This window comes from Rhodopseudomonas sp. WA056 (genome assembly GCF_010906995.1).
In the GTDB taxonomy this organism is placed as follows: Bacteria; Pseudomonadota; Alphaproteobacteria; order Rhizobiales; family Xanthobacteraceae; genus Rhodopseudomonas; species Rhodopseudomonas palustris_G.
Genome location: NZ_QPFS01000002.1, coordinates 13,441 through 36,298, shown reverse-complemented (window position 1 = coordinate 36,298; position 22,858 = coordinate 13,441). Strand labels below are relative to the sequence as shown.

22 protein-coding genes and 1 pseudogene are annotated in these 22,858 nt (G+C 65.3%); 11 read left to right on the top strand and 12 right to left on the bottom strand.

Annotated elements, in window-relative coordinates:
- The first annotated feature begins 15 nt into the window (after positions 1-15).
- From DU475_RS00830 to DU475_RS00795, 9 genes and pseudogenes are all read left to right on the top strand, one after another.
- The gene (locus DU475_RS00830) at positions 16-2,013 is read left to right on the top strand and encodes an ABCB family ABC transporter ATP-binding protein/permease (RefSeq protein WP_164630116.1); all 1,998 of its coding nucleotides are present in this window, start codon (positions 16-18) and stop codon (positions 2,011-2,013) included.
- A 45-nt stretch (positions 2,014-2,058) separates the two neighbouring features.
- Positions 2,059-2,760, top strand: a pseudogene (locus DU475_RS00825) (phosphatidylserine decarboxylase); the annotation flags it as partial.
- A 75-nt stretch (positions 2,761-2,835) separates the two neighbouring features.
- On the top strand, positions 2,836-3,714 hold the full coding sequence (gene pssA / locus DU475_RS00820) for a CDP-diacylglycerol--serine O-phosphatidyltransferase (protein WP_041807971.1): 879 nt from the start codon (positions 2,836-2,838) through the stop codon (positions 3,712-3,714).
- A 42-nt stretch (positions 3,715-3,756) separates the two neighbouring features.
- A complete protein-coding gene (locus DU475_RS24000) occupies positions 3,757-3,897 on the top strand; it encodes a hypothetical protein (protein ID WP_205524156.1) in 141 nt (46 codons plus the stop codon).
- 110 nt (positions 3,898-4,007) lie between these two features.
- Entirely contained in the window at positions 4,008-4,781 is a 774-nt protein-coding gene (locus tag DU475_RS00815) for a motility protein A (protein WP_013503185.1), read from the top strand.
- 28 nt (positions 4,782-4,809) lie between these two features.
- Positions 4,810-5,631, top strand: a complete 822-nt coding sequence (locus tag DU475_RS00810; protein ID WP_013503184.1) for an OmpA/MotB family protein — start codon at positions 4,810-4,812, stop codon at positions 5,629-5,631.
- A 193-nt stretch (positions 5,632-5,824) separates the two neighbouring features.
- Positions 5,825-6,151 (top strand): rhodanese-like domain-containing protein, encoded by a 327-nt coding sequence (locus DU475_RS00805; protein WP_164630205.1) that lies wholly within the window; start codon positions 5,825-5,827, stop codon positions 6,149-6,151.
- A gap of 22 nt (positions 6,152-6,173) precedes the next feature.
- Entirely contained in the window at positions 6,174-7,331 is a 1,158-nt protein-coding gene (locus DU475_RS00800) for an aminotransferase (RefSeq protein ID WP_164630114.1), read from the top strand.
- A gap of 7 nt (positions 7,332-7,338) precedes the next feature.
- Complete coding sequence (locus DU475_RS00795; protein ID WP_142882398.1) at positions 7,339-8,454, top strand: polyamine ABC transporter substrate-binding protein; 1,116 nt, start codon at positions 7,339-7,341, stop codon at positions 8,452-8,454.
- Positions 8,455-8,467: 13 nt separating this feature from the next.
- On the opposite strand, the gene DU475_RS00790 is transcribed toward DU475_RS00795, so the two are convergent.
- From DU475_RS00790 to DU475_RS00740, 11 genes are all read right to left on the bottom strand, one after another.
- On the bottom strand, positions 8,468-10,420 hold the full coding sequence (locus DU475_RS00790; protein ID WP_047308503.1) for a B12-binding domain-containing radical SAM protein: 1,953 nt from the start codon (positions 10,418-10,420) through the stop codon (positions 8,468-8,470).
- Positions 10,421-10,765: 345 nt separating this feature from the next.
- Entirely contained in the window at positions 10,766-11,698 is a 933-nt protein-coding gene (locus DU475_RS00785) for a lipid A biosynthesis lauroyl acyltransferase (protein WP_164630112.1), read from the bottom strand.
- On the bottom strand, positions 11,698-12,720 hold the full coding sequence (locus DU475_RS00780) for a zinc-binding dehydrogenase (protein WP_013503178.1): 1,023 nt from the start codon (positions 12,718-12,720) through the stop codon (positions 11,698-11,700). Before DU475_RS00780 ends, DU475_RS00785 begins: the two co-directional genes overlap by 1 nt.
- Before the next feature lie 96 nt (positions 12,721-12,816).
- Positions 12,817-14,097: a beta-ketoacyl-ACP synthase gene (locus DU475_RS00775; protein ID WP_013503177.1), complete on the bottom strand. Its 1,281-nt coding sequence runs from the start codon at positions 14,095-14,097 to the stop codon at positions 12,817-12,819.
- A 10-nt stretch (positions 14,098-14,107) separates the two neighbouring features.
- Positions 14,108-15,316: a beta-ketoacyl-ACP synthase gene (locus DU475_RS00770; RefSeq protein WP_164630110.1), complete on the bottom strand. Its 1,209-nt coding sequence runs from the start codon at positions 15,314-15,316 to the stop codon at positions 14,108-14,110.
- Positions 15,309-15,779, bottom strand: coding sequence for a 3-hydroxyacyl-ACP dehydratase FabZ family protein (locus tag DU475_RS00765; protein WP_013503175.1), 471 nt, complete (start codon positions 15,777-15,779; stop codon positions 15,309-15,311). The genes DU475_RS00770 and DU475_RS00765 overlap by 8 nt, the downstream gene beginning before the upstream one ends.
- A gap of 27 nt (positions 15,780-15,806) precedes the next feature.
- Positions 15,807-16,088 carry an acyl carrier protein gene (locus DU475_RS00760; protein ID WP_011157577.1) on the bottom strand — a complete coding sequence of 94 codons (282 nt, stop codon included), beginning with the start codon at positions 16,086-16,088 and terminating at the stop codon, positions 15,807-15,809.
- A 171-nt stretch (positions 16,089-16,259) separates the two neighbouring features.
- On the bottom strand, positions 16,260-16,613 hold the full coding sequence (locus DU475_RS00755; RefSeq protein ID WP_047308507.1) for a hypothetical protein: 354 nt from the start codon (positions 16,611-16,613) through the stop codon (positions 16,260-16,262).
- Positions 16,614-16,790: 177 nt separating this feature from the next.
- Positions 16,791-17,270 (bottom strand): MgtC/SapB family protein, encoded by a 480-nt coding sequence (locus tag DU475_RS00750; protein ID WP_164630108.1) that lies wholly within the window; start codon positions 17,268-17,270, stop codon positions 16,791-16,793.
- A 36-nt stretch (positions 17,271-17,306) separates the two neighbouring features.
- Positions 17,307-17,891, bottom strand: a complete 585-nt coding sequence (locus DU475_RS00745) for a peroxidase-related enzyme (RefSeq protein ID WP_047308508.1) — start codon at positions 17,889-17,891, stop codon at positions 17,307-17,309.
- A gap of 141 nt (positions 17,892-18,032) precedes the next feature.
- The gene (locus DU475_RS00740) at positions 18,033-19,784 is read right to left on the bottom strand and encodes an ATP-binding protein (protein ID WP_013503171.1); all 1,752 of its coding nucleotides are present in this window, start codon (positions 19,782-19,784) and stop codon (positions 18,033-18,035) included.
- 282 nt (positions 19,785-20,066) lie between these two features.
- Between DU475_RS00740 and DU475_RS00735 the strand changes: the two genes are divergently transcribed.
- On the top strand, positions 20,067-20,696 hold the full coding sequence (locus DU475_RS00735) for a hypothetical protein (protein WP_205524155.1): 630 nt from the start codon (positions 20,067-20,069) through the stop codon (positions 20,694-20,696).
- Positions 20,697-20,723: 27 nt separating this feature from the next.
- Here DU475_RS00735 and serB read toward each other — a convergent pair whose 3' ends face one another.
- Positions 20,724-21,617 (bottom strand): phosphoserine phosphatase SerB, encoded by an 894-nt coding sequence (gene serB, locus DU475_RS00730; RefSeq protein WP_164630106.1) that lies wholly within the window; start codon positions 21,615-21,617, stop codon positions 20,724-20,726.
- Between serB and miaA the strand changes: the two genes are divergently transcribed.
- Entirely contained in the window at positions 21,616-22,566 is a 951-nt protein-coding gene (gene miaA, locus DU475_RS00725) for a tRNA (adenosine(37)-N6)-dimethylallyltransferase MiaA (protein ID WP_164630203.1), read from the top strand. The two genes, serB and miaA, sit on opposite strands and share 2 nt — an antisense overlap.
- The last annotated feature ends 292 nt before the right edge of the window (positions 22,567-22,858 follow it).

Genomic DNA, 22,858 nt, shown 5'->3' with positions numbered 1-22,858 from the left:
CTCAGGCACTTGTTGATGGCTCACCCTCACTCGCATTCGAGCAGCGGCTCTCCTGTCGCGATTCCGGAAGACGCGACGGCGCAGAAGGCGACGCTCGGCGGCACGCTGCTGCATTTGTGGCCGTATATCTGGCCCGGCGACCGCTCGGACCTGAAGATGCGGGTGGTGTGGTCGATCGTGCTGCTGATCGTCGCCAAGGCGGCGACGCTGGTGGTGCCGTTCACGTTCAAATGGGCGATCGACGCGCTGACCGGCGCCGATACCGCGCCGATCGAGCCGTCGAACTGGACGCTGTGGCTGGTCGCGTCGCCGCTGGCGCTGACCGCGAGCTACGGCCTGGTGCGGGCGCTGATGGTGGTGCTGACGCAATGGCGCGACGGCGTGTTCGCCAAGGTGGCGATGCATGCGGTCCGCAAACTTGCCTATCGCACCTTCGTGCACATGCACGATCTGTCGCTGCGGTTTCACCTCGAGCGCAAGACCGGCGGGCTGACGCGGGTACTGGAGCGCGGCCGGCTCGGCATCGAAGTAATCGTCAGGATGGTGATCCTGCAACTGGTGCCGACGATCATCGAGCTGTCGCTGGTGATGGCGGTGCTGCTGTGGCAGTTCGACTGGCGCTACGTCGCGACCGTGATGGTCACCGTGGTGTTCTACATGCTGTACACCTACAAGGCGACCGAGTGGCGGATCGGCATCCGCCGCCGCATGAACGATTCCGACAGCGACGCCAACCAGAAGGCGATCGACTCGCTGCTCAACTACGAGACGGTGAAGTATTTCGGCGCCGAGGAGCGCGAGGCGAAGCGCTACGACAAGTCGATGCGGCACTACGAAGACGCCAGCGTTTCGACCTACACGTCCCTCGCGGTGCTCAATGCGGGGCAGGCGGTGATCTTCACCTTCGGGCTGACGGCGACGATGCTGATGTGCGCCTCCGGAGTGCGCAACGGCACCAACACGGTCGGCGACTTCGTGATGATCAACGCGATGATGCTTCAGCTCTATCAGCCGCTGAACTTCATGGGCATGGTGTATCGCGAGATCAAGCAGGCGATCATCGATATCGAGAAGATGTTCGCGGTGCTGTCGCGCAAGCCGGAGGTCGAGGATCGTGCCGGTGCCAAGCCGCTCGCGGTCGAAGCCGGCACCGTTCGGTTCGAGGACGTGCGGTTCGCCTACGATCCGTCGCGGCCGATCCTGAAGGGCCTCAATTTCGAAGTCCCGGCCGGCAAGACCGTGGCGATCGTCGGACCCTCGGGGGCCGGCAAGTCGACGATCTCGCGGCTGCTGTTCCGGCTGTACGACGTCTCTGGCGGCCGGATTACGATCGACGGTCAGGACATCCGCGACGTCACCCAGACCTCGCTGCGCTCCGCGATCGGCATGGTGCCGCAGGACACCGTGCTGTTCAACGACACCATCCGCTACAACATCCGCTATGGCCGCTGGGACGCCACCGACGCCGAGGTGGAGGAGGCTGCCAAGACCGCGCAGATCGATGCCTTCATCAAGGCGTCGCCGAAAGGTTACGACACCGAGGTCGGCGAGCGCGGCCTGAAATTGTCCGGTGGCGAGAAGCAACGTGTGGCGATCGCGCGAACCGTTCTCAAAGCGCCGCCGATTCTGGTGCTGGACGAGGCGACCTCGGCGCTCGACAGTCATACCGAGCACGAAATTCAGGGCGAGCTGGAGCGTGTGGCACAAAACCGCACCTCGCTGGTGATTGCGCACCGTCTGTCGACCATCGTCAGCGCCGACGAGATCATTGTGCTCGACCAGGGCCGGATCGCCGAACGCGGCACCCACACGCAATTGCTCGCCGCGGGCGGACTGTACGCCAGCATGTGGAACAGGCAGCGTGAGGCCGAGGAAGCGCGCGAGCGGCTGGCACTGATCGGCGATGAACAGCCGCCGATTCGTCAACAGGAGACGGAGGACCTTCCTCCGGATTCGTCCGTCCGGCGGACCAAGCCCGACGATGATCTGGCAAGTTCTGCCGCGGCGGAGTAATCGTGTTGCAGCGCCCGCCAAAAGGCTTTCGAAGTTAGGGGACCTCCGATGTCCATCGTCAATTCCGTCCGCGCCCAGATCCCGCCGATTCACCGGGAGGGCTATCCGTTCGTCGGCGGCTTCGCTCTGGCGACCCTCATTCTGTTCTGGATCTGGTCGCCGCTCGGCTGGATCGGCACCGTGCTGACGATCTGGTGCGCCTATTTCTTCCGCGATCCGGCGCGCACGACCCCGGTCCGCGACGGGCTGGTGGTATCGCCGGCCGATGGCCGGGTGTCGATGGTGGTCGATATCATCCCGCCGCCGGAGCTGGGTCTCGGCGCCAAGCCGCTGCCGCGGGTCTCGATCTTCATGAGCGTGTTCAACTGCCACGTGAACCGCAGCCCGGTGGCCGGCCGGATCGAGCGGATCGTGTATTCGCCGGGCAAGTTCGTGAACGCCGAACTGGACAAGGCCAGCGAAGACAACGAGCGCAATTCGATGGTGCTCTCCACCGAACACGGCCAGATCGGCGTGATCCAGATTGCCGGGCTGGTCGCCCGGCGGATCGTGTCGTTCGTTCGCGAGGGGCAGCCTCTGGTTGCCGGCGAGCGATTCGGCCTGATCCGGTTCGGCTCGCGGCTCGACGTCTATCTGCCCGAGGGCACCAAGCCGCTGGTCGCCGAAGGGCAGACCGCGTTCGCCGGCGAAACCGTGCTGGCCGACCTCAAGGGCAGCGACGCCGGCCGGACGTTCCGGACCGATTGAAGATCGCGCAGGACTGGCCCGAAGGATGCCATGATGGCCGATCAGGATGGTGGTTCCGAGACGAGAGCGAAACCGATGCCTTTCGATCTGAATTCCCCTGAGACGCCGCGGCGCAGGTTCGGGCCGATCCCGGTCCGCCTGCTGGTGCCGAATGTCATTACCCTGCTGGCGATCTGCGCCGGTCTGACCGCGATCCGGCTGGCGACCGAGGGCCGGATGGAGCTGGCGGTCGCCGCCATCGTGTTCGCGGCCGTGCTCGACGGCATCGACGGCCGGGTCGCCCGGATGATCAAGGGCCAGTCGAAATTCGGCGCCGAGCTCGACAGTCTGGCCGATTTCGTCAATTTCGGCGTCGCGCCCGGCCTGATCCTGTATTTTTGGCAGCTCCACGACCTCAACAATGTCGGCTGGATCGCCGCGATGGTGTTCGCGATCAGCGGGGGGCTGCGTCTGGCGCGTTTCAACGCCACCATGGACGATCCCAACAAGCCGGCCTTCGCCGCTAATTTCTTCACCGGGGTGCCGGCGCCGGCCGGCGCGATCACCGTGTTGCTGCCGGTCTATATGGGCTTCCTCGGCGCTCCGACCCCGCCTGCGGTCCTGACGGCCGTCTATACGCTCCTGATTGCGTTCCTGATGGTGTCGCGGTTGCCGGTGTTCTCGGGCAAGGCGGTGCGGCTGCGGGTGGCGCCCGAGATGGTGCTGCCGGTATTCGTATCAGTGGTGCTGTTTGTCGCGCTTTTGATCGGCTACCCGTGGCACATCCTGTCGGCATGCTCTGTGCTCTATCTGCTCAGCCTGCCGGTCGGCTGGCGGTCGTATCGCGATCATCAGCGCAACGCGGCCGCGCAGACCGCCAAGGCTGATGTCCCCTCGGGAGGCGGCCAAAAGCCGACCCTGGTGGTCAACGACCCGGTGCCACGCGATGACGACCGGCCGGCGCGGCTGAACTGAAGCGTTCGCCGCGCGCGTGAGCCGCCGGGAGAACCCGCGGCCATGGTGATCAGCACCGCGCCGTCGGCGCAGCCATCGGTGCCTCCGGCCTCGGAGAATAACCAGGGCGCCGCCGAAGAAGTGAATAGCTCGTTGCCGCGCGCCATGGTTACCGCGGCGGCAATCACGCCAGCGCCCGGTTAACTTTACGCGTCTTTAATGGCGGCTGCTTACGGTGAGCCGGCGCAGCACAGAATTCGCTGCGCCGCCGCCGGCGCGGGCCGGCGCGTGCGTGTGCGTGTCGGAGTACAAGAATGGATCTCGCCACACTCCTGGGCCTGGCCGCGGGCGCTGCCGTCGTGTCTTCGCTCATTCTGATGGGCGGCAATTTCGGGATGTTTTACGACATCCATGCGGTCATTGTTATCTTCGGTGGTTCGTTCGCTGCGACGCTCATCCGCTTTCCGCTGTCGGCGATGCTGCACGGCCTTCCGCTCGGCGCGAAGTTTGCGTTCACGATGAGCAATCTGTCGGCACGTGACCTGGTCGACGAACTCGCCAACATCGCCGAGATCGCCCGCAAGTCGGGGCCCGTGGGACTGGAAAAGGTCGAGGCCGACGATCCGTTCCTCGCCAAGGGCATCCGCTACGTCGCTGACGGCTACGACATCGAGTTCATTCGCGACAATCTCGAGCGCGACCGCGACAACTTCCTGCTGCACCTCAACGAAGGCTCGAAGATCTATCGGGCGATCGGCGACTGCGCGCCGGCGTTCGGCATGATCGGCACGTTGCTCGGCATGGTGCAGATGTTTTCCAACATGTCCGATCCGTCCAAGCTCGGCCCGTTCATGGCGGTGGCGCTGCTCGCGACCTTGTACGGCGCCGTGGTGGCGAACCTGATCTGTCTGCCGATCGCCGACAAGCTGCACGGCAAGCTGGTCGACGAGGAAACCAATCGAACGCTGATCATCGACGGCATTCTGATGATCCGTGACTCCAAGAGCCCGACGCTGGTCAGAGAGATGCTGCTTGCCTATCTCCCTGAAAAGCATCGACATGAAGAGAACGAGAGCGTCCCAGCTTAATCGGCCGAAGCATCCCGGATAGCGAGCGATGGCCAAGAAGAAGCGCGAGGAGGCACACGGCGGTCACGGCTGGTTCGTGACGTTCGCCGACCTGATGGCGTTGCTTCTGGCGTTCTTCGTCATGCTGGTGGCGTTTTCGACCCAGGATACGCAGAAACTGAAGATCGTCGCCGGCTCGATGCGCGAGGCGTTCGGCGTGCAGTCCGACGCGCGCTATTCCGGCATCATCGAAAACGACGGGCTGCCCACCCGCGGCAAGGTCAAGAATACCGAACACGTCAATCCGGAGCTGTCGACTGCCAAGCCGTCGCCCGGCGAGGTGACGCGCGACGAAGGCATCAACACCAAGGAGGATCGCGAGTTCGCGCTGGCCTCCGCGTCGCTGCGGCAGGCACTCCAGAACATGCCGGAAATCGCCGAACTGTCGAAGAACATCATGTTCGAGGAGACCAAGCAGGGGCTCAACCTCGAGATCATGGATCAGGACGGCCGCTCGATGTTCGCCGACGGCTCCCGGGTGCCGTTCGAGCGCACCCGCCTGCTGCTGCAACGTCTTGCCGTGCCGCTGCGTGCCACGCCGCTGCGGATCTCGATCGTCGGTCACACCTCGTCCGGCCTGTTGCCGGAACGCAGCGACTACAACGGCTGGGACCTGTCCTCCGACCGCGCCAATTCGGTTCGCCAGATCCTCGAGCGGGAAGGGTTGCCGGGCTCGCATATCTTCGCCGTGACCGGCAAGTCGGACAGCCAGCCGTTGTTCCCCGAAGACCCTTCGATCGCCGCCAACCGCCGGGTGACGATCACGCTGATGCGCGAGAGCCCGGCACTGCCGCCCGGCATGAAGCCGTAGCGGCCGTTTGGCCTGCGACGAAATCGGCGATGATTTTCGTCGCGGGTTCGCTTATCCAGCGAAGATGACCACCAACCCGCTGCGGAGCTTGATTTTCCTCACGCTAGGCGCAACCCTTGCGGCGCAGTTGCCGAGCATGGTGCTCGTTGTTGCGCTCATCGATCCGGGCAGTGCGATCGCGGGAGAACTGAGAGTGGTGGGCCAGGTTGAAGATTTGACGGCGCAGGACGTTCAGCAGGGCGTCGCCGAAGGACGTTATCTGCTGGTCGATGTCCGGGAGCCGAACGAGGTCGCCGCGGAAGCCTATCCCGACGCCGTAGTTGCACCGCTGTCGACGTTCGACCCCAAGGCGATACCTGAGCCAAACGGCAAGCAGGTGGTGTTCGCCTGCCGCTCCGGCAAACGCTCGGTGACGGCGTCGCTGGCCGCTCAGTCTGCCGGGCTGCCCTACACCCGGCATCTGGCCGGTGGCATCCTGGGCTGGAAGGCGGCCGGTCTGCCGACCAAGCCGGGCCGTTGATCCGCATCATGACGTCCGTCCGATGAGCAACAAGGTCTTCGCCGATCTGCCGGTCACCGTGTTCGAAGCGATGTCGCAGCTCGCGCGCGACAACGACGCGATTAATCTCGGGCAGGGCTTCCCCGACGATCCGGGGCCGGAGGACATCCGTCGCACCGCCGCCGACGCTGTGCTGAACGGCTATAACCAATACCCGTCGATGATGGGGCTGCCGGAGCTGCGCCAGGCGATCTCGACGCACTACGCGCATTGGCACGGCGTCCAGCTCGATCCGATGACCGAGGTGATGGTGACCTCGGGCGCCACGGAAGCGCTGGCGAGCGCCATCCTGTCGGTGGTCGAGCCCGGCGACGAAGTCATCGTGTTTCAGCCGGTGTACGATTCCTATCTTCCGATCATCCGCCAGGCTGGCGGGATTCCGCGCCTGGTCCGGCTTGAGCCGCCGCATTGGCGAATCACCGAGGAATCGCTGCGGCGGGTGTTCAACGCCAAGACCAAGGCGATCGTCTTCAACAACCCGCTGAACCCGGCCGCGGTGGTGTATCCGCGCGAAGATCTCGAATTTCTGGCGCGGTTCTGCCAGGAGTTCGACGCGGTGGCGATCTGCGACGAGGTGTGGGAGCACGTCACTTTCGACGGCCTCAGCCACATTCCGCTGATCACCATCCCCGGGATGCGCGACCGCACCATCAAGATCGGCTCGGCCGGCAAGATCTTCTCGCTCACCGGCTGGAAAGTCGGCTTCGTCTGCGCCGCACCGAAGCTACTGCGGGTCGCCGCCAAGGTGCATCAGTTCCTGGCGTTCACGACCGCACCGAACCTGCAGGTCGCCGTCGCCTACGGTCTCGGCAAGAGCGACGATTACTTCCTGGGGATGCGCAAGGATCTCGCCCGCAGCCGAGACCGGCTGGCGCAGGGGCTGTCCAGCATCGGCTTTCCGGTGATCCGCTCGCAGGGAACCTATTTCCTCACCGTCGATTTGTCGCCGCTCGGCCTCAACGAGACCGACGAGGCGTTCTGCAAGCGGATCGTCACCGATTACAAGGTCGCGGCGATCCCGGTGTCGGCGTTCTACGAGGAAGAGCCGGTCACTTCGGTGGTACGGTTCTGTTTCGCCAAGAACGATCGGACGCTCGACACCGCCCTCGAGCGCCTGTCGGATGCGGTTCACGGGCGCTAGGGATGTCATGATGCGGGATACGATGCGGCGGCGAGTGCTGACACTGGGCGCGGGGATCGCTCTGTCGGTGTCGCTCACGTTGCCTGGCCGGGCGCAGGACCGCACCGTCAATTTCTACAACTGGTCTAACTACGTCGCGCCGGGCGTCCTGGATGACTTCACCCGCGAGACCGGCATTAAGGTGGTGTACGACACTTTCGACGCCAACGAGACGCTGGAGACCAAGCTGCTCGCCGGCAAGTCGGGCTACGATGTCGTGGTGCCGACCGCGTACTTCCTGCAGCGTCAGATCACCGCCGGCGTGTTCCAGAAGCTCGACAAATCGAAGCTGCCAAACCTGAAGAACGCTTGGGATTTCGTCACCGGCAAGCTGGCGCTGTACGACCCCGGCAATCAGTTCGCCGTCAACTACATGTGGGGCACCACCGGCATCGGCTACAACGTCGCCGCAGTGAAGCGGATTCTCGGCGAGGGCGCCGTGATCGACAGTTGGGAGGCGGTCTTCAAGCCGGAGAACCTGGCCAAGTTCAAGGAGTGCGGCGTCCATATGCTGGATTCCGCCGACGACATTCTGCCCGCGGCGCTGACCTATCTCGGCCGCGACCCGAATTCCACCAACAAGGACGATCTCGAGAAGGCGGCCGAGGTGGTCGGCAAGGTGCAGCCGTCGGTCCGCAAGTTTCACTCTTCGGAGTATCTGAACGCGCTGGCGACCGGAGAGATCTGCCTGGTGGTGGCTTGGTCCGGCGACATCAAGCAGGCGCAGTCGCGCGCTGCCGAAGCTCACAACGGAGTCGAGATCGGCTACGCGATCCCCAAGGAGGGCGCGCAGATGTTCTTCGACAATCTGGCAATCCCGGCAGACGCCAAGAACGCCGCTGAAGCGCACGAACTGATCAACTTCCTGTATCGGCCGGACATCGCGGCGCGGAACTCGGATTTTCTGTCCTACGCCAACGGCAACAAGGCGAGCCGGGAGTTCATCAATCCGCGGGTGCTGAACGACAAGGCGATCTATCCGGACGATGCGACGCTGGCGCGGCTGTTCGTAATCACCGCGCGCGATCCCGCAACGCAGCGCACCATCAACCGGCTGTGGACCCGGGTGAAGACGGGTCGCTGAGCGGCCCGTCCGATCAGAGGTTCGCCACCTTCCGCACCGGTTCGGCGCCGCCGGCCGGTTCGAGATCCCTGAGGTCGACCGTTCCCGGCAGCGCGTGATCCGACCGCCTTTGGCCGACGCCCCGCATCGGGATCGGGCTGACCGGGGCGCGGTCGTGCCGCTCGATGTCGTTGCGGAGCAGCCGCCACGCCCATCCCGCGGTTCGCCGATAGGTGTGGGCCAGCCCGATCATGCCGTAGATCTGCGCGCCGGCGTCGACGATGTGGGCGCGGAATCTCAGCCACGCCCGCCGCCGCATCCGCTTGGCGGGCGAGAAATGCGCGACCTCGTGGGCGGGACGGGTTTCGGCGCTGGAGAACACGTCGGCCGATTTCGAGAACACCAGCGCACTCAGGAAACGGACCGGGTTGAAGAAGTAGGTGTAGGCGAGCAGCAGATTGAGCTGCTTCATCCACGGCCGGGCGTGCTTCGACGCGACCACGTAGTTGCCGTCCATGATGTGCGGTTCGACCTTGATGTCGCCGGCGCGGCTGAACGCCATGCCGGATTCGAACACGTTCTCGTACCACTTCGACCCGGGGGCGGGGGTCAACATCATCACCTGGGTGGTGATCGAGCCGGCCTTGCGCAGCAGCCTGATCTGATTGATCAGGCCGTAGTTCGATCCCCACGTCACCAGCGGCTGGCTGTCGTGGTGCATCATCATCGGCATCGGCAGGATGTTGTTCTCGCGCAGCAGGCGGAAAGCGAGCTGGGTCTTGTCCTTGTCCTGTGCTTTCTTCACCAGTGTCGCGGTCATGTCCTCGACACCGAGCCATACCGCGGCGAACCCCGCGTCGCGGATCAGCGGCAAGTGATCGCGCATCCCGACGGTGTCATGGACCGTGACCTCGGTGCCGATGCGTACTTTACAGAACGGTCTTTCCGACCGTTTCCGCGCCAGTGTTCCGGCGATATCGAGCGTGCGTTTGGTGTCGTTGAAGAAATTATCGTCGGCGCCGAAGAAGTGATAGATGCCGAAGGTGCTGGCGATCTGCCCGATCTCCTCGGCGATGCGCTCGCCGCTCTTGGCGCGGAACTGCGACTGGTTGTAGGCCGGGATCGGACAGTACGAACACCTGAACTTGCAGCCGGCAGTCATCACGATGCCGGCGATCGGGCTGTATCGTTTGACCCGATTGGCCGGCAGCGCCTGGCTCGCCAGCGTGGCGCTGTTGCTCGGGGCCTCCAGCAGCTTGTAGCCGTGCACCGGATCGGGAAGCTCGTCGAGATCGCCGAGCAGGCGCTGCACGCCGGTGTCGACCAGTTCCTCGATCGGTCCGTTCCGCGCGGCCGTGCGCGCATAGACGATCCCCGGTACCTCGTCGAGAGCGCCGCTGTCGCGTGCGCGTAGAAAGACCGAGCGCATCGATTCGCCGGAGCTGCGCATCGACAGGAGAACGTCGAGCAGTTCGAGGAACACGTATTCCTCGCCTGTGACCGCGACGTCGGCGGCCCAAGACGCGTTCCGGTCACCGCCGAATACATGCCAGGGCTCGTAGCGAATGCGAGGGCCGCCGACCATGATCAGCGGCCGTTTGTCGGGGGCGATCTGGCAGGCCTCCCGGATCAGCCGATCACATTCGGCCGAATGCAGGTGCATACTGGAGACTAGGAACAGATCCGGAATCCGGCCATCGAGCCGCATCTGCAGCGGGCTGAAGTTCCGGTTCCATTGCTGGAGCACTATTCGTGTCTTGTCGAAGCCGACATCCACCAGTGCCGAACCGATCGCTCGCACACCGCCCGGAGCCATCCGGGTATCGGCGAGAATGAAGGGGAGCACCCTGGTTCGATGATCGAAGGCGTTGACGATGACCGTCGTCAGGTCATGCCGCCCGGAGAGCCCGCGCAGCCGCGATCGTAGCGCCGCCATCTTACCGGGAACCAGGAGTTCATCACCACGGGCTCGCCTTGGAAGTTCCATGTATCCTCTCGATCCAGGTCGACGGCGCAAAGTGATTTGCAGGCGGCACTGTGAGGTTAATACCCGGATGGGTCAAGCTGACCGCCGGCCGCAGCAGTTTCGGCTCCGCCGGTCCTCGGGGGATCGGGGGCTTGGGCGCGCGAGCAATTTGGATCAAGGAAACGAGCGACAGTGCAAACGAGTCGTGATGGCCACGCCGTTGCGGCCCAGAATGTCGATGTCGCAATCGTCTCGATCAGACGTGCTAACCGGAACAAGACCGGCATGGTGCAGCGAAGGTGCTAACTAAGCGGATTTCGGGGGCAGCAGGTTGCCGGTGGCAATAGGGGCCGACTACGCAGTTCGTTACCGCCAACGGCGGTGCAGCCACAGCCATTGCTCGGGCGTTTCGCGGATCCAGCTTTCGATCACCGAGGTGCACGCCTGCATCGTGCCCTGAATGTCGATCCGGCCGTCGGCATCGCGGACCGGCTGGATCTCTTCGGTCAGCTCGGCGCGGAAACGGCCGTCGGGGAGACGGATGACGCGGGCGCCGTGCAGCGGGCATTCGATCTGCCGCAGCAGCTTTGCGAGCAGCGGGTTGGCCTTTGCGGTGCGGCCGAAGAAGGTGACGTCGACGCCCTTGGTGAAGTGTTGATCAATCAGCATCCCGACGTGCTTGCCGTCCTGCAGCGCCTTGGCCAGCTTGAACGGCGCGCTCGATCCGGCGGCGACGAGCTGCCCCATTTTCACCGAGCGGATTTCTTCGACGATGCGGTCGGCGGCCTCAATGTTCGGGCGGCGATACAGCACCGCGGTGTCCAGACCGTGCGCGACGGCTGCGACCGCCGCCAGCTCCCAATTGCCGAGATGGCTGGCGAAGATCAGCGCCGGCTTGCCGTCGTCGCGCAGCTTTTCGAACAGTTCGAGCGATCGCCCCGTCACCTCGATGCGGCTGCGCTCGGGATGCTCGACATCATAGTCCCACACCGAATCCAGATGCGCGAATTCCGCCGCGGCGCGGCCGAGATTGTCCCAGACGCCGGCGAGGATCGTTTCGATTTCTGCGGGAGATTTCTCGGGAAATGCTGCGGTGAGATTGTCGCGGCCGATCTTCTGCTCGGGCAGGCGAGGGCCGAACCTGCGGGCGATCGCGCCGAACAGCCGGGCGCTCTTGTCGGGATCGAACTTCCGCGCCAGATGCAGCGCGCCGATCGCCACCGGCCCGACGATCTTGCCGACGACGTCCTTGGCCGCGCGCTGGGCGCGCAGCTTGGCGCGATACAGGGCGACCTTCATCAGAACCGGACGATGATCTTGCCGAACACCTGACGGCTTTCCATCCGCTTCAGTGCGGCGCCGACGTCGTCGAGCGGCACCTCGGTGTCGATCACCGGCAGCATGCCGGCCGCCATCTTGTCGAGGCTTTCGGCGATGTTCTTCATCGTCGCGCCGAACGAGCCGAAGATTTTGTACTGCTGCTGGAACAACTGCATCAGGTTGAGGGTGGTGGTCGGGCCGGAGGTCGAGCCGCAGGTCACCAGCCGGCCGCCGCGCTTCAGGCTGAGCAGCGAGCCGTTGAAGGTGTCGGCGCCGACGTGTTCGAATACCACGTCGACACCCTTCTTCTTGGTGATCTTGCGGCACTCGTGCTCGAAGCGGTCCTGGCGATAGTTGATGACGTGATCGGCGCCGAGCTTCTTGACGCCTTCGATCTTGGAATCGTCGCCGACGGTGGTGATCACCGTGCAGCCGATCGCCTTCGCCATCATGATCGCCACGGTGCCGATGCCGGAGCCGCCAGCGTGCACCAGCACGGTCTCGCCGGGCTGCAGCTTGGCATTGTCGAACAGCATGTGCTGCACGGTCGAGAACGCGATCGGCGCGCAGGCGGCGTCGCGCAGGTCGACGCCGTCCGGCACCGGGATCACCAGCCGCGCCGCGATATTCATCAGCTCGCGCGCGAAGCCGTCGACATGGAAGCCGATCAGGCCGCCGACGTTTTCGCAGAGATTGTCGCGGCCTTCCTGGCACGCCTTGCAGTGGCCGCAGGTCAGCGCCCCGTACATCACGACCTTCTGCCCGGGCTTGAACGCCGTGACGCCGTCACCGACCGCTTCGATCGTGCCGGAGGCCTCGGCACCGACCACGATCGGCAGCTTGCGCTTGACGAAGGCCATGCCGCGATAGCCCCACACGTCGATGTGGTTCAGCGCCACCGCGGCGATGCGGACCTGCACCTCGCCAGCCGCCGGGGGCGGGGGGGACGGCAGGTCGGCGACCACGAGATTGCGGTCGGCAACGAGGGTGAGCGCGCGCATGGGGTTCGTCCGAACGGTTGGAGGCTTGCGCCCTGCGTATCGCCGCTGGCGGCCGCGGCGTCAACCGCGGCGGCCGGAACTGCGACTCGCAGGCGACTACGCCGGTTCGCGGGTCAGGATCAGCGAGGCGTTCTGGCCGCCGAACCCGAACGAGTTCGACATCACCGCGGTGACGCGGGCGTCGCGGGCCTGATTGGGCACCACATCCAGCGGGATCGCCGGATCCGGCACGTCGTAGTTGATGGTGGGCGGAATCCGCTGATGCTCCAGCGTCAGCAGCGAAAAGATCGCCTCGACCGCACCGGCGGCCGACAATGTGTGACCGACCATCGATTTGTTCGAGGATACCGGGATCGATCCGGCGCGGTCGCCGAACACGCTGGAGATGCCGTGATACTCCATCTTGTCGTTCTCTGGCGTGCCGGTGCCGTGCGCATTGATGTAGTCGATCTGGTCGACGCTCATCCCGGCATCGGCCAGCGTCTTGTTGATGCAGCCGATGATCGGCTTGCCGTCCGGGCTCGAGCGGGTGCGGTGGAAATTGTCGGCGAGTTCGCCACAGCCTGCGATGACGCCGAGGATCGGGGCGCCGCGCGCCACCGCCGACTCGTAGCTCTCCAGCACCAGCGCGCCGGCGCCTTCGGCCATCACGAAGCCGTCGCGGTTCTTGGCGAACGGCTTGGATGCGGCCTGCGGCGGATCATTCTGGGTCGACAGCGCCGATAGCAGCGAGAACCGGATCAGCGCTTCGGCGTTGACCGAGCCGTCGGTCGCGACGCACAGCGCCGCATCGGCTTCGCCGCGCCGGATCGCTTCGACGCCGAGCTGAATCGCGCTCGCGCCCGAGGCGCAGGCGGTCGACAGCGAGATCGGCGAGCCCTTGGTGCCGAAGGTGTCGGCGAGATGATCGGCGACCGAGCCGAACAGGAAGCGCCGATGATATTGCGAGAACGCGCCGCCGCCGCTGACGCGGAGCAGGGCGTCGTAGTCGATCGCGGTGTTGGCGCCGGTGGCGCGCGCCAGCTCCTGGCGCGGCAGCCATTCCAGCTCGACCGGCGCGACCGCGAGAAACAGCGGGCCGGGGAAGTCGCCTTTACGGCCGATGCCCGACTGCGCGATCGCCTCTTCGGTGGCGAGGTCGGCGAGCTTCTCGCCGAGCACGACCGAGGAGAACGGCTCGACCGGGACGAAGTCCACGGTGCCGGCCATCGTGCTCTTCAGCCCGTCGATCGGAAAGCGGGTGATGGTGCGGATGCCGGATTCGCCGGCGGTGAGCTTGGCCCAGTTGTCGGTCTTGCCGGCGCCGAGCGAGGTGACCACGCCCATGCCGGTGACGACCACGATCGGCCTGCCGAATTTGTCCCGCGTCACGGTCATTGCGTCCCCCTTACCGAACGGCTTCGACCAGCGCCATGCCTTCGCCGCGCCAGTGGCCCGCCCCGATCACGACTATCTGGTCGGGGGTGGTACCCATTTCAACTTCGAGCCCGGTCGGGTCGTTCGGCGGATACAGCGCGCCGCGCGACAGTGACAACGCCGCGAGCGCGATGCCGAGCGGGAATTGCGCCTCCATCACGTGGCCGAACGGCGTCGCGGTGCCGCGCACCGGCGCGTTGGCGTGATTGCGCAGGAACGCGGTTTCCTCAGCGGTCACCGGCTCGGCGCCGGTCGCACCGGTGATGATCGCGGTCGCGCCGTCGCCCGGGCCGAGCTCAGTCCACAGCTTTTCCAGCGACGTGGTGACGTCGCCGGCGTTGCGGCGGCGCGACTGGTCGGCGACGACGTTCTTCAGCCGCGCATACGGCTTTGCGCCGCGCGCTTCGGCATGTGACTTCGACTCGATCACCAGGAACGCCGCGCCCGAGCCGAGCGCGAAGCCGCCCTTGGGACCGCGCGCGAACACCGGCGCGTAGTGGTCCTTCAGATTGAAGTCGCCGAACTCGTACAGCATCAGCAGGTCTTTGCGCTCGCCATTCTGGGCGGCGCCGATCAGCGCGATGTCGCTCTGGCCGGCCGCGATCCGCGCCAGCGCAATCCGCGCAGCGTCGACGCCGGCTTCCTCTTCGCCCATGAAAGTGCGGGACGAGCCGGTGACGCCGTGCACGATCGCGATGTTGCCGGCGAGCAGATTGGAGAGCTGTGCGAGGAACAGCGTGGGGCGCAGGTCGTTCATGAGGCGCTCGTTGAGCGCGCCGGGCGGCACGGTGCCGTAGCCCTCGGCGTTGAGCACCGCGGAGTCGACCGCAAGATCACGTTCGCCGCCGCCGGCGGCGACGATCATATCCATCCGCGACAGGATGGCGGTGTTGCCCTTGAGGCCCGCCGAGTCGAGCGCGAGTCCGGCCGCATAGGTGCCGATCCGCTGCCAAGATTCCATCTGGCGCTGATCGCCCTTCTTGGGGATCTGCTTGTCGAAGCTGAGCGGGGCCAGCGGGGGCACGACGTAGGGCGCAAAACCGCTGGTATCGACGTTGACGCGGCGCTCGGTCAGCGCATCCCAATGGGCGTCGAGCCCCTCGGCCAGCGAGCTGGCGAGGCCGATGCCGGTTATCCAGGCTTCGATCGGTTCGGCGCGGGACGTGGTGGTGTCAGCCATGGATCATCTGCTCCGGAAATCCGATTTGCTTCGCCATCGCTTCCATATGCCCACGCAGATCGGGATGCGGAAACGGGACGTGGCGGAAGGTCAGCGTTGCATCGCACGCCAGCTTGCCGCCGCTCTTGATCTTCGCTGCGGTCATGGTGAAGCCGGAGCCTTCGTGCACCACCGAGACGTCGATCGACAGCGTCTCGCCAGGCGTCACGAAGCTGCGCATCTTGGCTTCCTTGACCGCGGCCAGGAACGGCATGCGCTGAAACTGCATCAGCGCAATCAAGAGCCAGCCCGAGCTCTGGGCCATGGTCTCGATCAGCAGCACGCCCGGCATCAGCGGATAGCCGGGAAAGTGGCCTTCGAAGATCGTGCTGGTCTCGGGCACCCGTGCCTCGACCGTGATGCTGCGGTCGGCGAGGCGAAGCTCGGCGATGCGGTCGATCAGGTGGAAATATTCAAGGTTCATGGCGTGGGCGGCTTCTGAACCGCGCCACTACGCGCCCTTGGCGGCAACCAGTTCGTCGATGCGGGCGGCGAGATTCTTGAGAACGAAATACTGCTCAGTGGTCGCCTTGCCGTCGTTGACCTCCTGGGTCCACTTCTCGAGCGGCAGCTTGATACCGAACGCCTTGTCGATCGCGAACGCGATGTCGAGGAAATCGAGGCTGTCGATCCCGAGGTCGTCGATCGCGTGGCTTTCCGGGGTGATCGTTTCGCGCGGAATGTCGCAGGTTTCCGCGATGATGGTGGCCACCCGATCGAATGTGGAAGTCATTTTAAGCCTTTGATATTATGTCGGAAATGGCCGATTTACGGCGGCTTCAGCCGTCATCATGGTGACAGTCGATTGCCCGTATAACGGAGCGTCGGCCCGAGTTCAATGGCAGGTCAATTCGTGGCCGGCGCGCGGGTCCCGACATCCGGATCGAGGCTGTCGGCGAATCGCCTAGCGCGGGGCCGTAATCACCGCACAGTCGTGCCGTCCCATCAACAGGCAATCCTGGGTCCGCCGCATCTCCGCGATGCTCGTGGCCAGCCATATTCCGGCCAGCACCAGCCCGGCGGTGAGGACGAGGGCGGCGATGTTGGTCAGCATGCGATGACGGAAATCGCTCGGGGCTTGGTCTGCGCCGTCGGTCTCCGGGAGGTGGTCGACCTGCGGCAGGTCGCGTCGGAACGGCAGGATGGTCGCGGTGGGCGCGCCGCCGTCCTCGGTCGTCGGTAAACGCGCCGCATCCCGTAGTCGGAATTGCAGCACGCGGTGATCGTCATCGGGGAGGGTGATGCGCTGATTCTTCATCGCTGCCGGTCCCAGCCGTCGCCCGGAACGGGTTCGACCCCATCATCCTAGTAAGGATACGACGCCGCGAAAACTCCGCAATAGACCGGATGTACGATATCCATTCGGCTGTCGCTGCCGGCCTCCCGAACGAGCCGATCTCACCCTGGTCCGCGACCTCGTGTTGCACTGCGGCATTCAATCTTCGGGAGCTGCGCCGCTGCTGCGTTCGTCCTTCCGGCCCCCGAGCAGATGGTGCAGCACGCGTTCGGTCGGATGTCCGCCGATCAGCACGACGAAAGTGATCACTAGCGCCACCCCGACGATCAGCCATTGCCCGGCGCCGCAAACGATGCCGATGCCCGCCGCCAGCCAGGTACAGGCCGCCGTGGTGAGCCCGTGGATCTCCAGCCGGTTGCCGCTGCGCATGATCACGCCGGCACCGAGGAAGCCGATGCCGGTGAGAATGCCCTGAATCACCCGGCTGGCCGGATCGGACAGTTGATCACTCGCCGCCGAATGATCGGCGTGGGCGACCAGCATCGCCGAAGCCAGCGCCACCAGCGCCAGCGTTCGCATTCCGATCGGCTTGTTCTTGAGGTCGCGGTTGAGGCCGATCAGCCCGCCGGCGAGCGCCGCAATGCCGAGACGTAGCAGGATCTCCCACCAAGGCAGCAAAGCGAGGTTCCTCCCGTCTCGACATGGAGCGGCGCGCTACGGCTTCGGCAGCCGCCCCATCAGGTAGAATTCGTCGTTCGGCCGCATCGCGGTGACGTTGGCCATCCGGTTCGACAGCGCGAAGAACGCCGCGACGGCGGTGATGTCCCAGACGTCGTCGTCGTTGAAGCCATGGGCCTTCAGGGTGTCGAAGTCGGCATCGCCGACGGTCTCGGCGGAACGGCTCACCTTCATTGCGAAGTCGAGCATCGCCTTCTGCCGCGGCGAGATATCGGCTTTTCGGTAGTTGACTGCGATCTGGTCGGCGATCTGCGGGTTCTTGGCGCGGATACGAAGGATCGCGCCGTGCGCGATCACACAATACTGGCACTGATTGGCCGCCGAGGTCGCGACCACGATCATTTCGCGCTCGGCCTTGCTGAGCCCGCTGTCCTTCTCCATCAGCGCGTCGTGATAAGCGAAGAAGGCCCGGAACTCGTCGGGGCGCGCCGCCAGGGCCAAGAACACGTTCGGCACGAAGCCGGACTTTTCCTGCACACCGACGATGCGGGTGCGAATGTCGTCGGGCATCTGCTCGAGCGACGGGACGGGAAAGCGGGAGACGGCAGGAGAGGTGGTCATCGAAGGTTCCGCACAGGCGCGGCATGCGCCGGACGAAACTCTAGGCGAACCACGCGCGCACCGTAAAGCGCCAGCGATGCTGTGGCGCGGTCACGAACCGAATTGCGATGCTGTTATTCCGCAGGTTGAAATCTCGGACTCTCAGCGCAGCGGCTTCTTCAGCAGCGAGAAGCGGTCGGGGTCGAGGCCGAGCGAGGGTTGCAGCATCGGCGCATCCACGGCGCGTGCCAGCGGTCGCTCGGTGAAGCCCGGATCATTGGGCACGTCGCGATGCGAGGTTGCCCCACGCCAGCGTTCCAGCACTGCGCTGACGAAGTGCATGTCGCTGCCGGCGGCGCCCGACGGCACGGTGGAGATCGCGGCCTCGCTGCGCGGCAGTTGATGCGCCGGCACTTCCTTGAAGCGCAGCCGGGTCGGCAGCGCGACGCCTTCGCCGAACGCCAGCACTTCGCGGGTGCCGAGCGAGGGCACGAACGACAGCAGATTGGCGGCGGCGTCCGACACCGCCGAGCGTAACAGCGACTGGTCGCGATCGTTGGCGAGCCGCATCGCGAACAGCGTATTGCATTGCGACAGGATGGTGGCGTCGAGCTCGGCCGGGCGCTGGGTGACGAGGCCGAGATACACGCCGTATTTGCGGCCCTCCTTGGCGATGCGCGATACCGCCTTGCGGGTCGGACCGAAGCCGATGGCGCGGTCGGCGGCGGCGTAGCGGTGCGCTTCTTCGCATACAAATAGCAGCGGCGACACGCCGTCGCTCCACAGTCCGAAGTCGAACGCCATCCGGCACAGTACCGACACCACCGAGTCGACGACTTCGGCCGGGAACCCGGCGAGCTGCATGATGGTCATCGGCTTGCCGTTGGCCGGCAGGCGGAACAGATGGCTGATCACTTCCGCCATGGTGTCGCCGCCGACATTGGCGTTGTCGAACATGAAGGCGTAGCGCGGATCGTTGCGCACCGTTTCGATCCGCGAGATCAGCTTGTGATAGATGATGCGCGAAGAGCGGTTTTCCAGCTTGCCCATGCGCTCGTCGATCTGCGAGATCAGGTCGACGAGGCGATACGGCACCGGGGTGTCGGCGGTGTAGCCGATCGACTTCGGATCGACCCGCTTCAGGCCGAGCCGATCGGTGCTGGTGTATTGGACATAGAGGCCCTTGGCGATCGGGATCACCTCGGCGAGGATGTCGAGCTCTTCGGGGACGCCGGGGCGGCCGGCGAACAGCACGTCGACGATCTCCTCGAAATTGAACAGCCAGAACGGCAGCTTCAGATTGCGCGGGTTCAGCACCAGCGCGCGATCGCCGAAGCAGCGGCCGTATTCGTTGTGGACGTCGAGCAGGAAGATGCGCAGCGACGGCCGCGACTTCAGGATCTCGTTGAGCAGAAGCGACACGCCGGTCGATTTGCCGACGCCGGTCGAGCCGAGCACCGCAAAGTGCTTCGACAGCATTTCTTCGATGTCGACATAAGCGATCACCGACGGGTCCTGCTGCAGCGTGCCGACGTCGATCTGGTCGGAGCCGGTCGGCGCGTAGACGATGCGCAGGTCTTCGCTGGATATCGGCTCGACCCCGTCGCCGATCGTCGGGTAGTTGGTGACGCCCCGCTGGAATTTGGCACGCACCGGGCCGGGCAAAATCTCGCCGAGCAAATCGACCGAGGCGATTGCGATGTACCCATCGGCATCGGCGAGATTCTCGCTCGACACCTCCGTGATCATTGCGATGATGGTCGAGCTTGCGGTGCGGATGCTGACGAAGCGCCCGACGGTGGCGCGAACCGCGGACGGCGTCAGCCGACTCGACGGCAGCAGCCCGACGCGCGCACCTGAGCCGCGCACCGAGATCACCTTGCCGAACGGCGCCTGAGCAACAGCTTCTGCCATGTCTCGCAACTCACGGATGAGGGATTGTCGCGGGCGACTATGGGCAGCGTTGCTGGAGAAACTGTTAAGTGAGCGGCGCTGGGCCTTTCGACGATGGGTCGAATTTCGTGTGTGCGAAGTCGTTTGAGCGGCGTTTTGAGGTAATCGCGCGCGACAATGTACGTCATTTGAACGACGCTCGCGTGATCGGGATTAACGCGCTGTTGACGATGATCGGAAGGACGACGACCGAATGGTGCCGGCCCGGCGGGAGGACATGATGCCGTATTGGAGGATCGGCGAATGGCGGAATCGTCCCTACGGACCGATACCGGGGCACGTGCTGCTGTCTGGCATGCCGCATGTGCGTTCTGGATTCGAGCCGAGTTTGTGACCTGCGTCGACGAGTTTCTGAAGGTCCTGCACGATCATGACACCGCAACCACGGCGCTGATCGCATGGTGCAGATGCCATCATCCATGCAATGCAGAGTCGGTCGCGATCACGCTGCTGGGCGACGAGACAATGCCTGCGGATGATTACGACGGTCCGTTGCGGCCCAGGGACGGCGAGACGCTGCGGCGCCGCCGCGTCTGGCTGCATTGGGGCGATCGCGTTCTGTCGGAGGCCGAGAACTGGTATATTCCGGAGCGGCTGCCGCCCGCGATGCGGGACGCTGTTGCCGATGGTCTGCGGCCTTACGGTGCCGTGGTGGCGGCCCTGCGACCCAAGCGGGTCACCACCACTGTGCTCCGCACCGACGATATCGCTTGCGACCGCTTCGATGACGAAGAGATTCTGGCGCGGCTTGCACGGACGCGCGGGTTCTCACCGCCGCAGGCCTTCGTGCTCCACATCCACGCAGTGATGACGGCTTCAGGCGTCGTTCTGGCCGAACTCCGCGAGCACTATCGCCGCGAGCTGCTGCCGTAGGCGTCGGCAGAAGCTGGGCAAGCGAGGTCAGTCGCCGACGAACTCATCGCGGCGATAGCCTTGTGCATAGAGCAGGGCGGTCAGGTCGCCATGGTCGATGCGGCCGTGCGCGGCGGCGGCGACCGCCGGCTTGGCATGGTAGGCGATGCCGAGCCCGGCGGCCTGGATCATGCCGAGATCGTTGGCGCCGTCGCCGACCACCAGGGTGTCGATCGCATCGAGATCGTCGGCTTCGCGCAGTTCCAGCAGGGTCGCCAGCTTGGCGTCGCGGCCCAGAATCGGCTCGGCGACGGTTCCGGTCAGCTTGCCATCCTGGTTCAGCAGCTCATTGGCGCGGTGTTCGGCAAAGCCGAGCCGCTCGGCGACCACTTGGGTGAACTGGGTGAAGCCGCCGGAGACGAGGCAGGTATAGGCGCCATGCTTGCGCATCGTCTGCACCACCGCACGGCCGCCGGGCGTCAGCGTGATCCGGGTGTCGAGGACCTGACCGATCACTTCGAGCGGCAGTCCCTTCAGTAGTGCGACACGCTCGCGCAGCGCCGGCTCGAACTCGATCTCGCCCCGCATCGCCCGCTCGGTGATGGCGGCGACGTGGTCCTTCAGCCCGACGAAGCCGGCCAGCTCGTCGATGCATTCCTGGCCGATCATGGTCGAATCCATGTCGGCGAGAAAAAGCTTCTTGCGCCGGGTCGCGGCAGGCTGCACCACGACATCGACCGGCAGGTCGCCGCGCGCGGCGCGCAGCCGGTCGGCCAGCACCAGGGGATCTTCGGGGCTCGCGAAGAAGATGTCGGCGGCGATCTCGTCGTGCAGCCAGACGGCTTCGTTGGGCTGGGGCAGCACCGCACGCGCTCCCTCGATCACGGTCGAATCCAGCGCGGGATTGTTCGGATTGCAGATGAGCGTGGCGACGAGCGACATGACAGCGGAGGGTCCGGAACGGCGCGGCCGGCGGCCGGCGGCCGTGCTTATCGCAGGGCCGACCGCCAGCGGCAAGTCGGCCTTGGCGCTAAGGCTGGCCGAGGCGAGTGGCGGTGCCGTGATCAACACCGACTCGATGCAGGTGTATCGCGACCTCCGGATCATCACCGCCCGGCCGACGCCGGACGAGGAGGCGCTGGTGCCGCACCTTCTTTATGGCACGGTCGATGCCGCGGTGAATTTCTCTGCCGGAGCCTATGTCGAGGCGGCCGCTGCGGCGCTGGCGGAGGCGCGCTCTGCCGGACTGCTGCCGATCCTGATCGGCGGCACCGGCCTCTATTTCAAGGCGCTGACACGGGGACTGTCGGCGGTGCCGCCGGTGCCGGCCGAGGTCCGCGACGCGGTGCGGCTGCGGCTCGACCGGGACGGGGTATTGGCGCTGCATGCAGAGCTGGCGCGTCATGATCCGGAGGCGGCAGCGCGGCTGGCGCCGGCTGACCGGACGCGAATCGCCCGCGCGCTGGAGGTCGTGCTGGCGACCGGTCGGCCATTGACCGACTGGCACCGGCAAGCGTCGCCGCCGCTGCTGCCTGCCGACGAGGTGGCGGCGGTATTTCTGGCTCCGGATCGCGAGGCGCTGTACGAGCGCATCGACTCCCGATTTGCCACGATGCTGCAGGCCGGCGCGCTGGATGAGGTTTCAGCGCTGGCCGAACGCCGGCTCGACCCGTTGCTGCCGGCGATGAAGGCGCACGGCGTGCCGGCGTTGATCCGGCATCTGCGCGGCGAGATCGGTTTGGACGAGGTGGCTGCGATCGGCGCCGCCGACACCCGGCATTATGCCAAGCGGCAGTTCACCTGGTTTCGGCATCAGTTGCCGGAATTCCGGTGGGTGAAGCCGGAGGAGGCGGGCGCATTGCTGGACAATGTCATTCGGGGGCGCGCGTAGCGCGAACCTCTCAGCGGCTGCTTGCTGCATGCCGACTGCCTGTTATTACCGCTCGCGACCACTCTGGAATCCGGCTAAGGTTTGATCCGTACGGGTCTTCCCCGCCTTGACATTCAGGGTTTGAGGGGTATGGTCCGCGCGCAACCTTTGGGAAGCCGAGCCGGCCACATGCGACACAAAATTACCGACCTGCTTCTCGTCATCGTACCCAGGCGCACCGCCGGGGGTGGATAGACTCCACCCCGCGAACGGACGGTGCGCTGAGGGCCTTCGACGGGCCCTTTTTTATTGC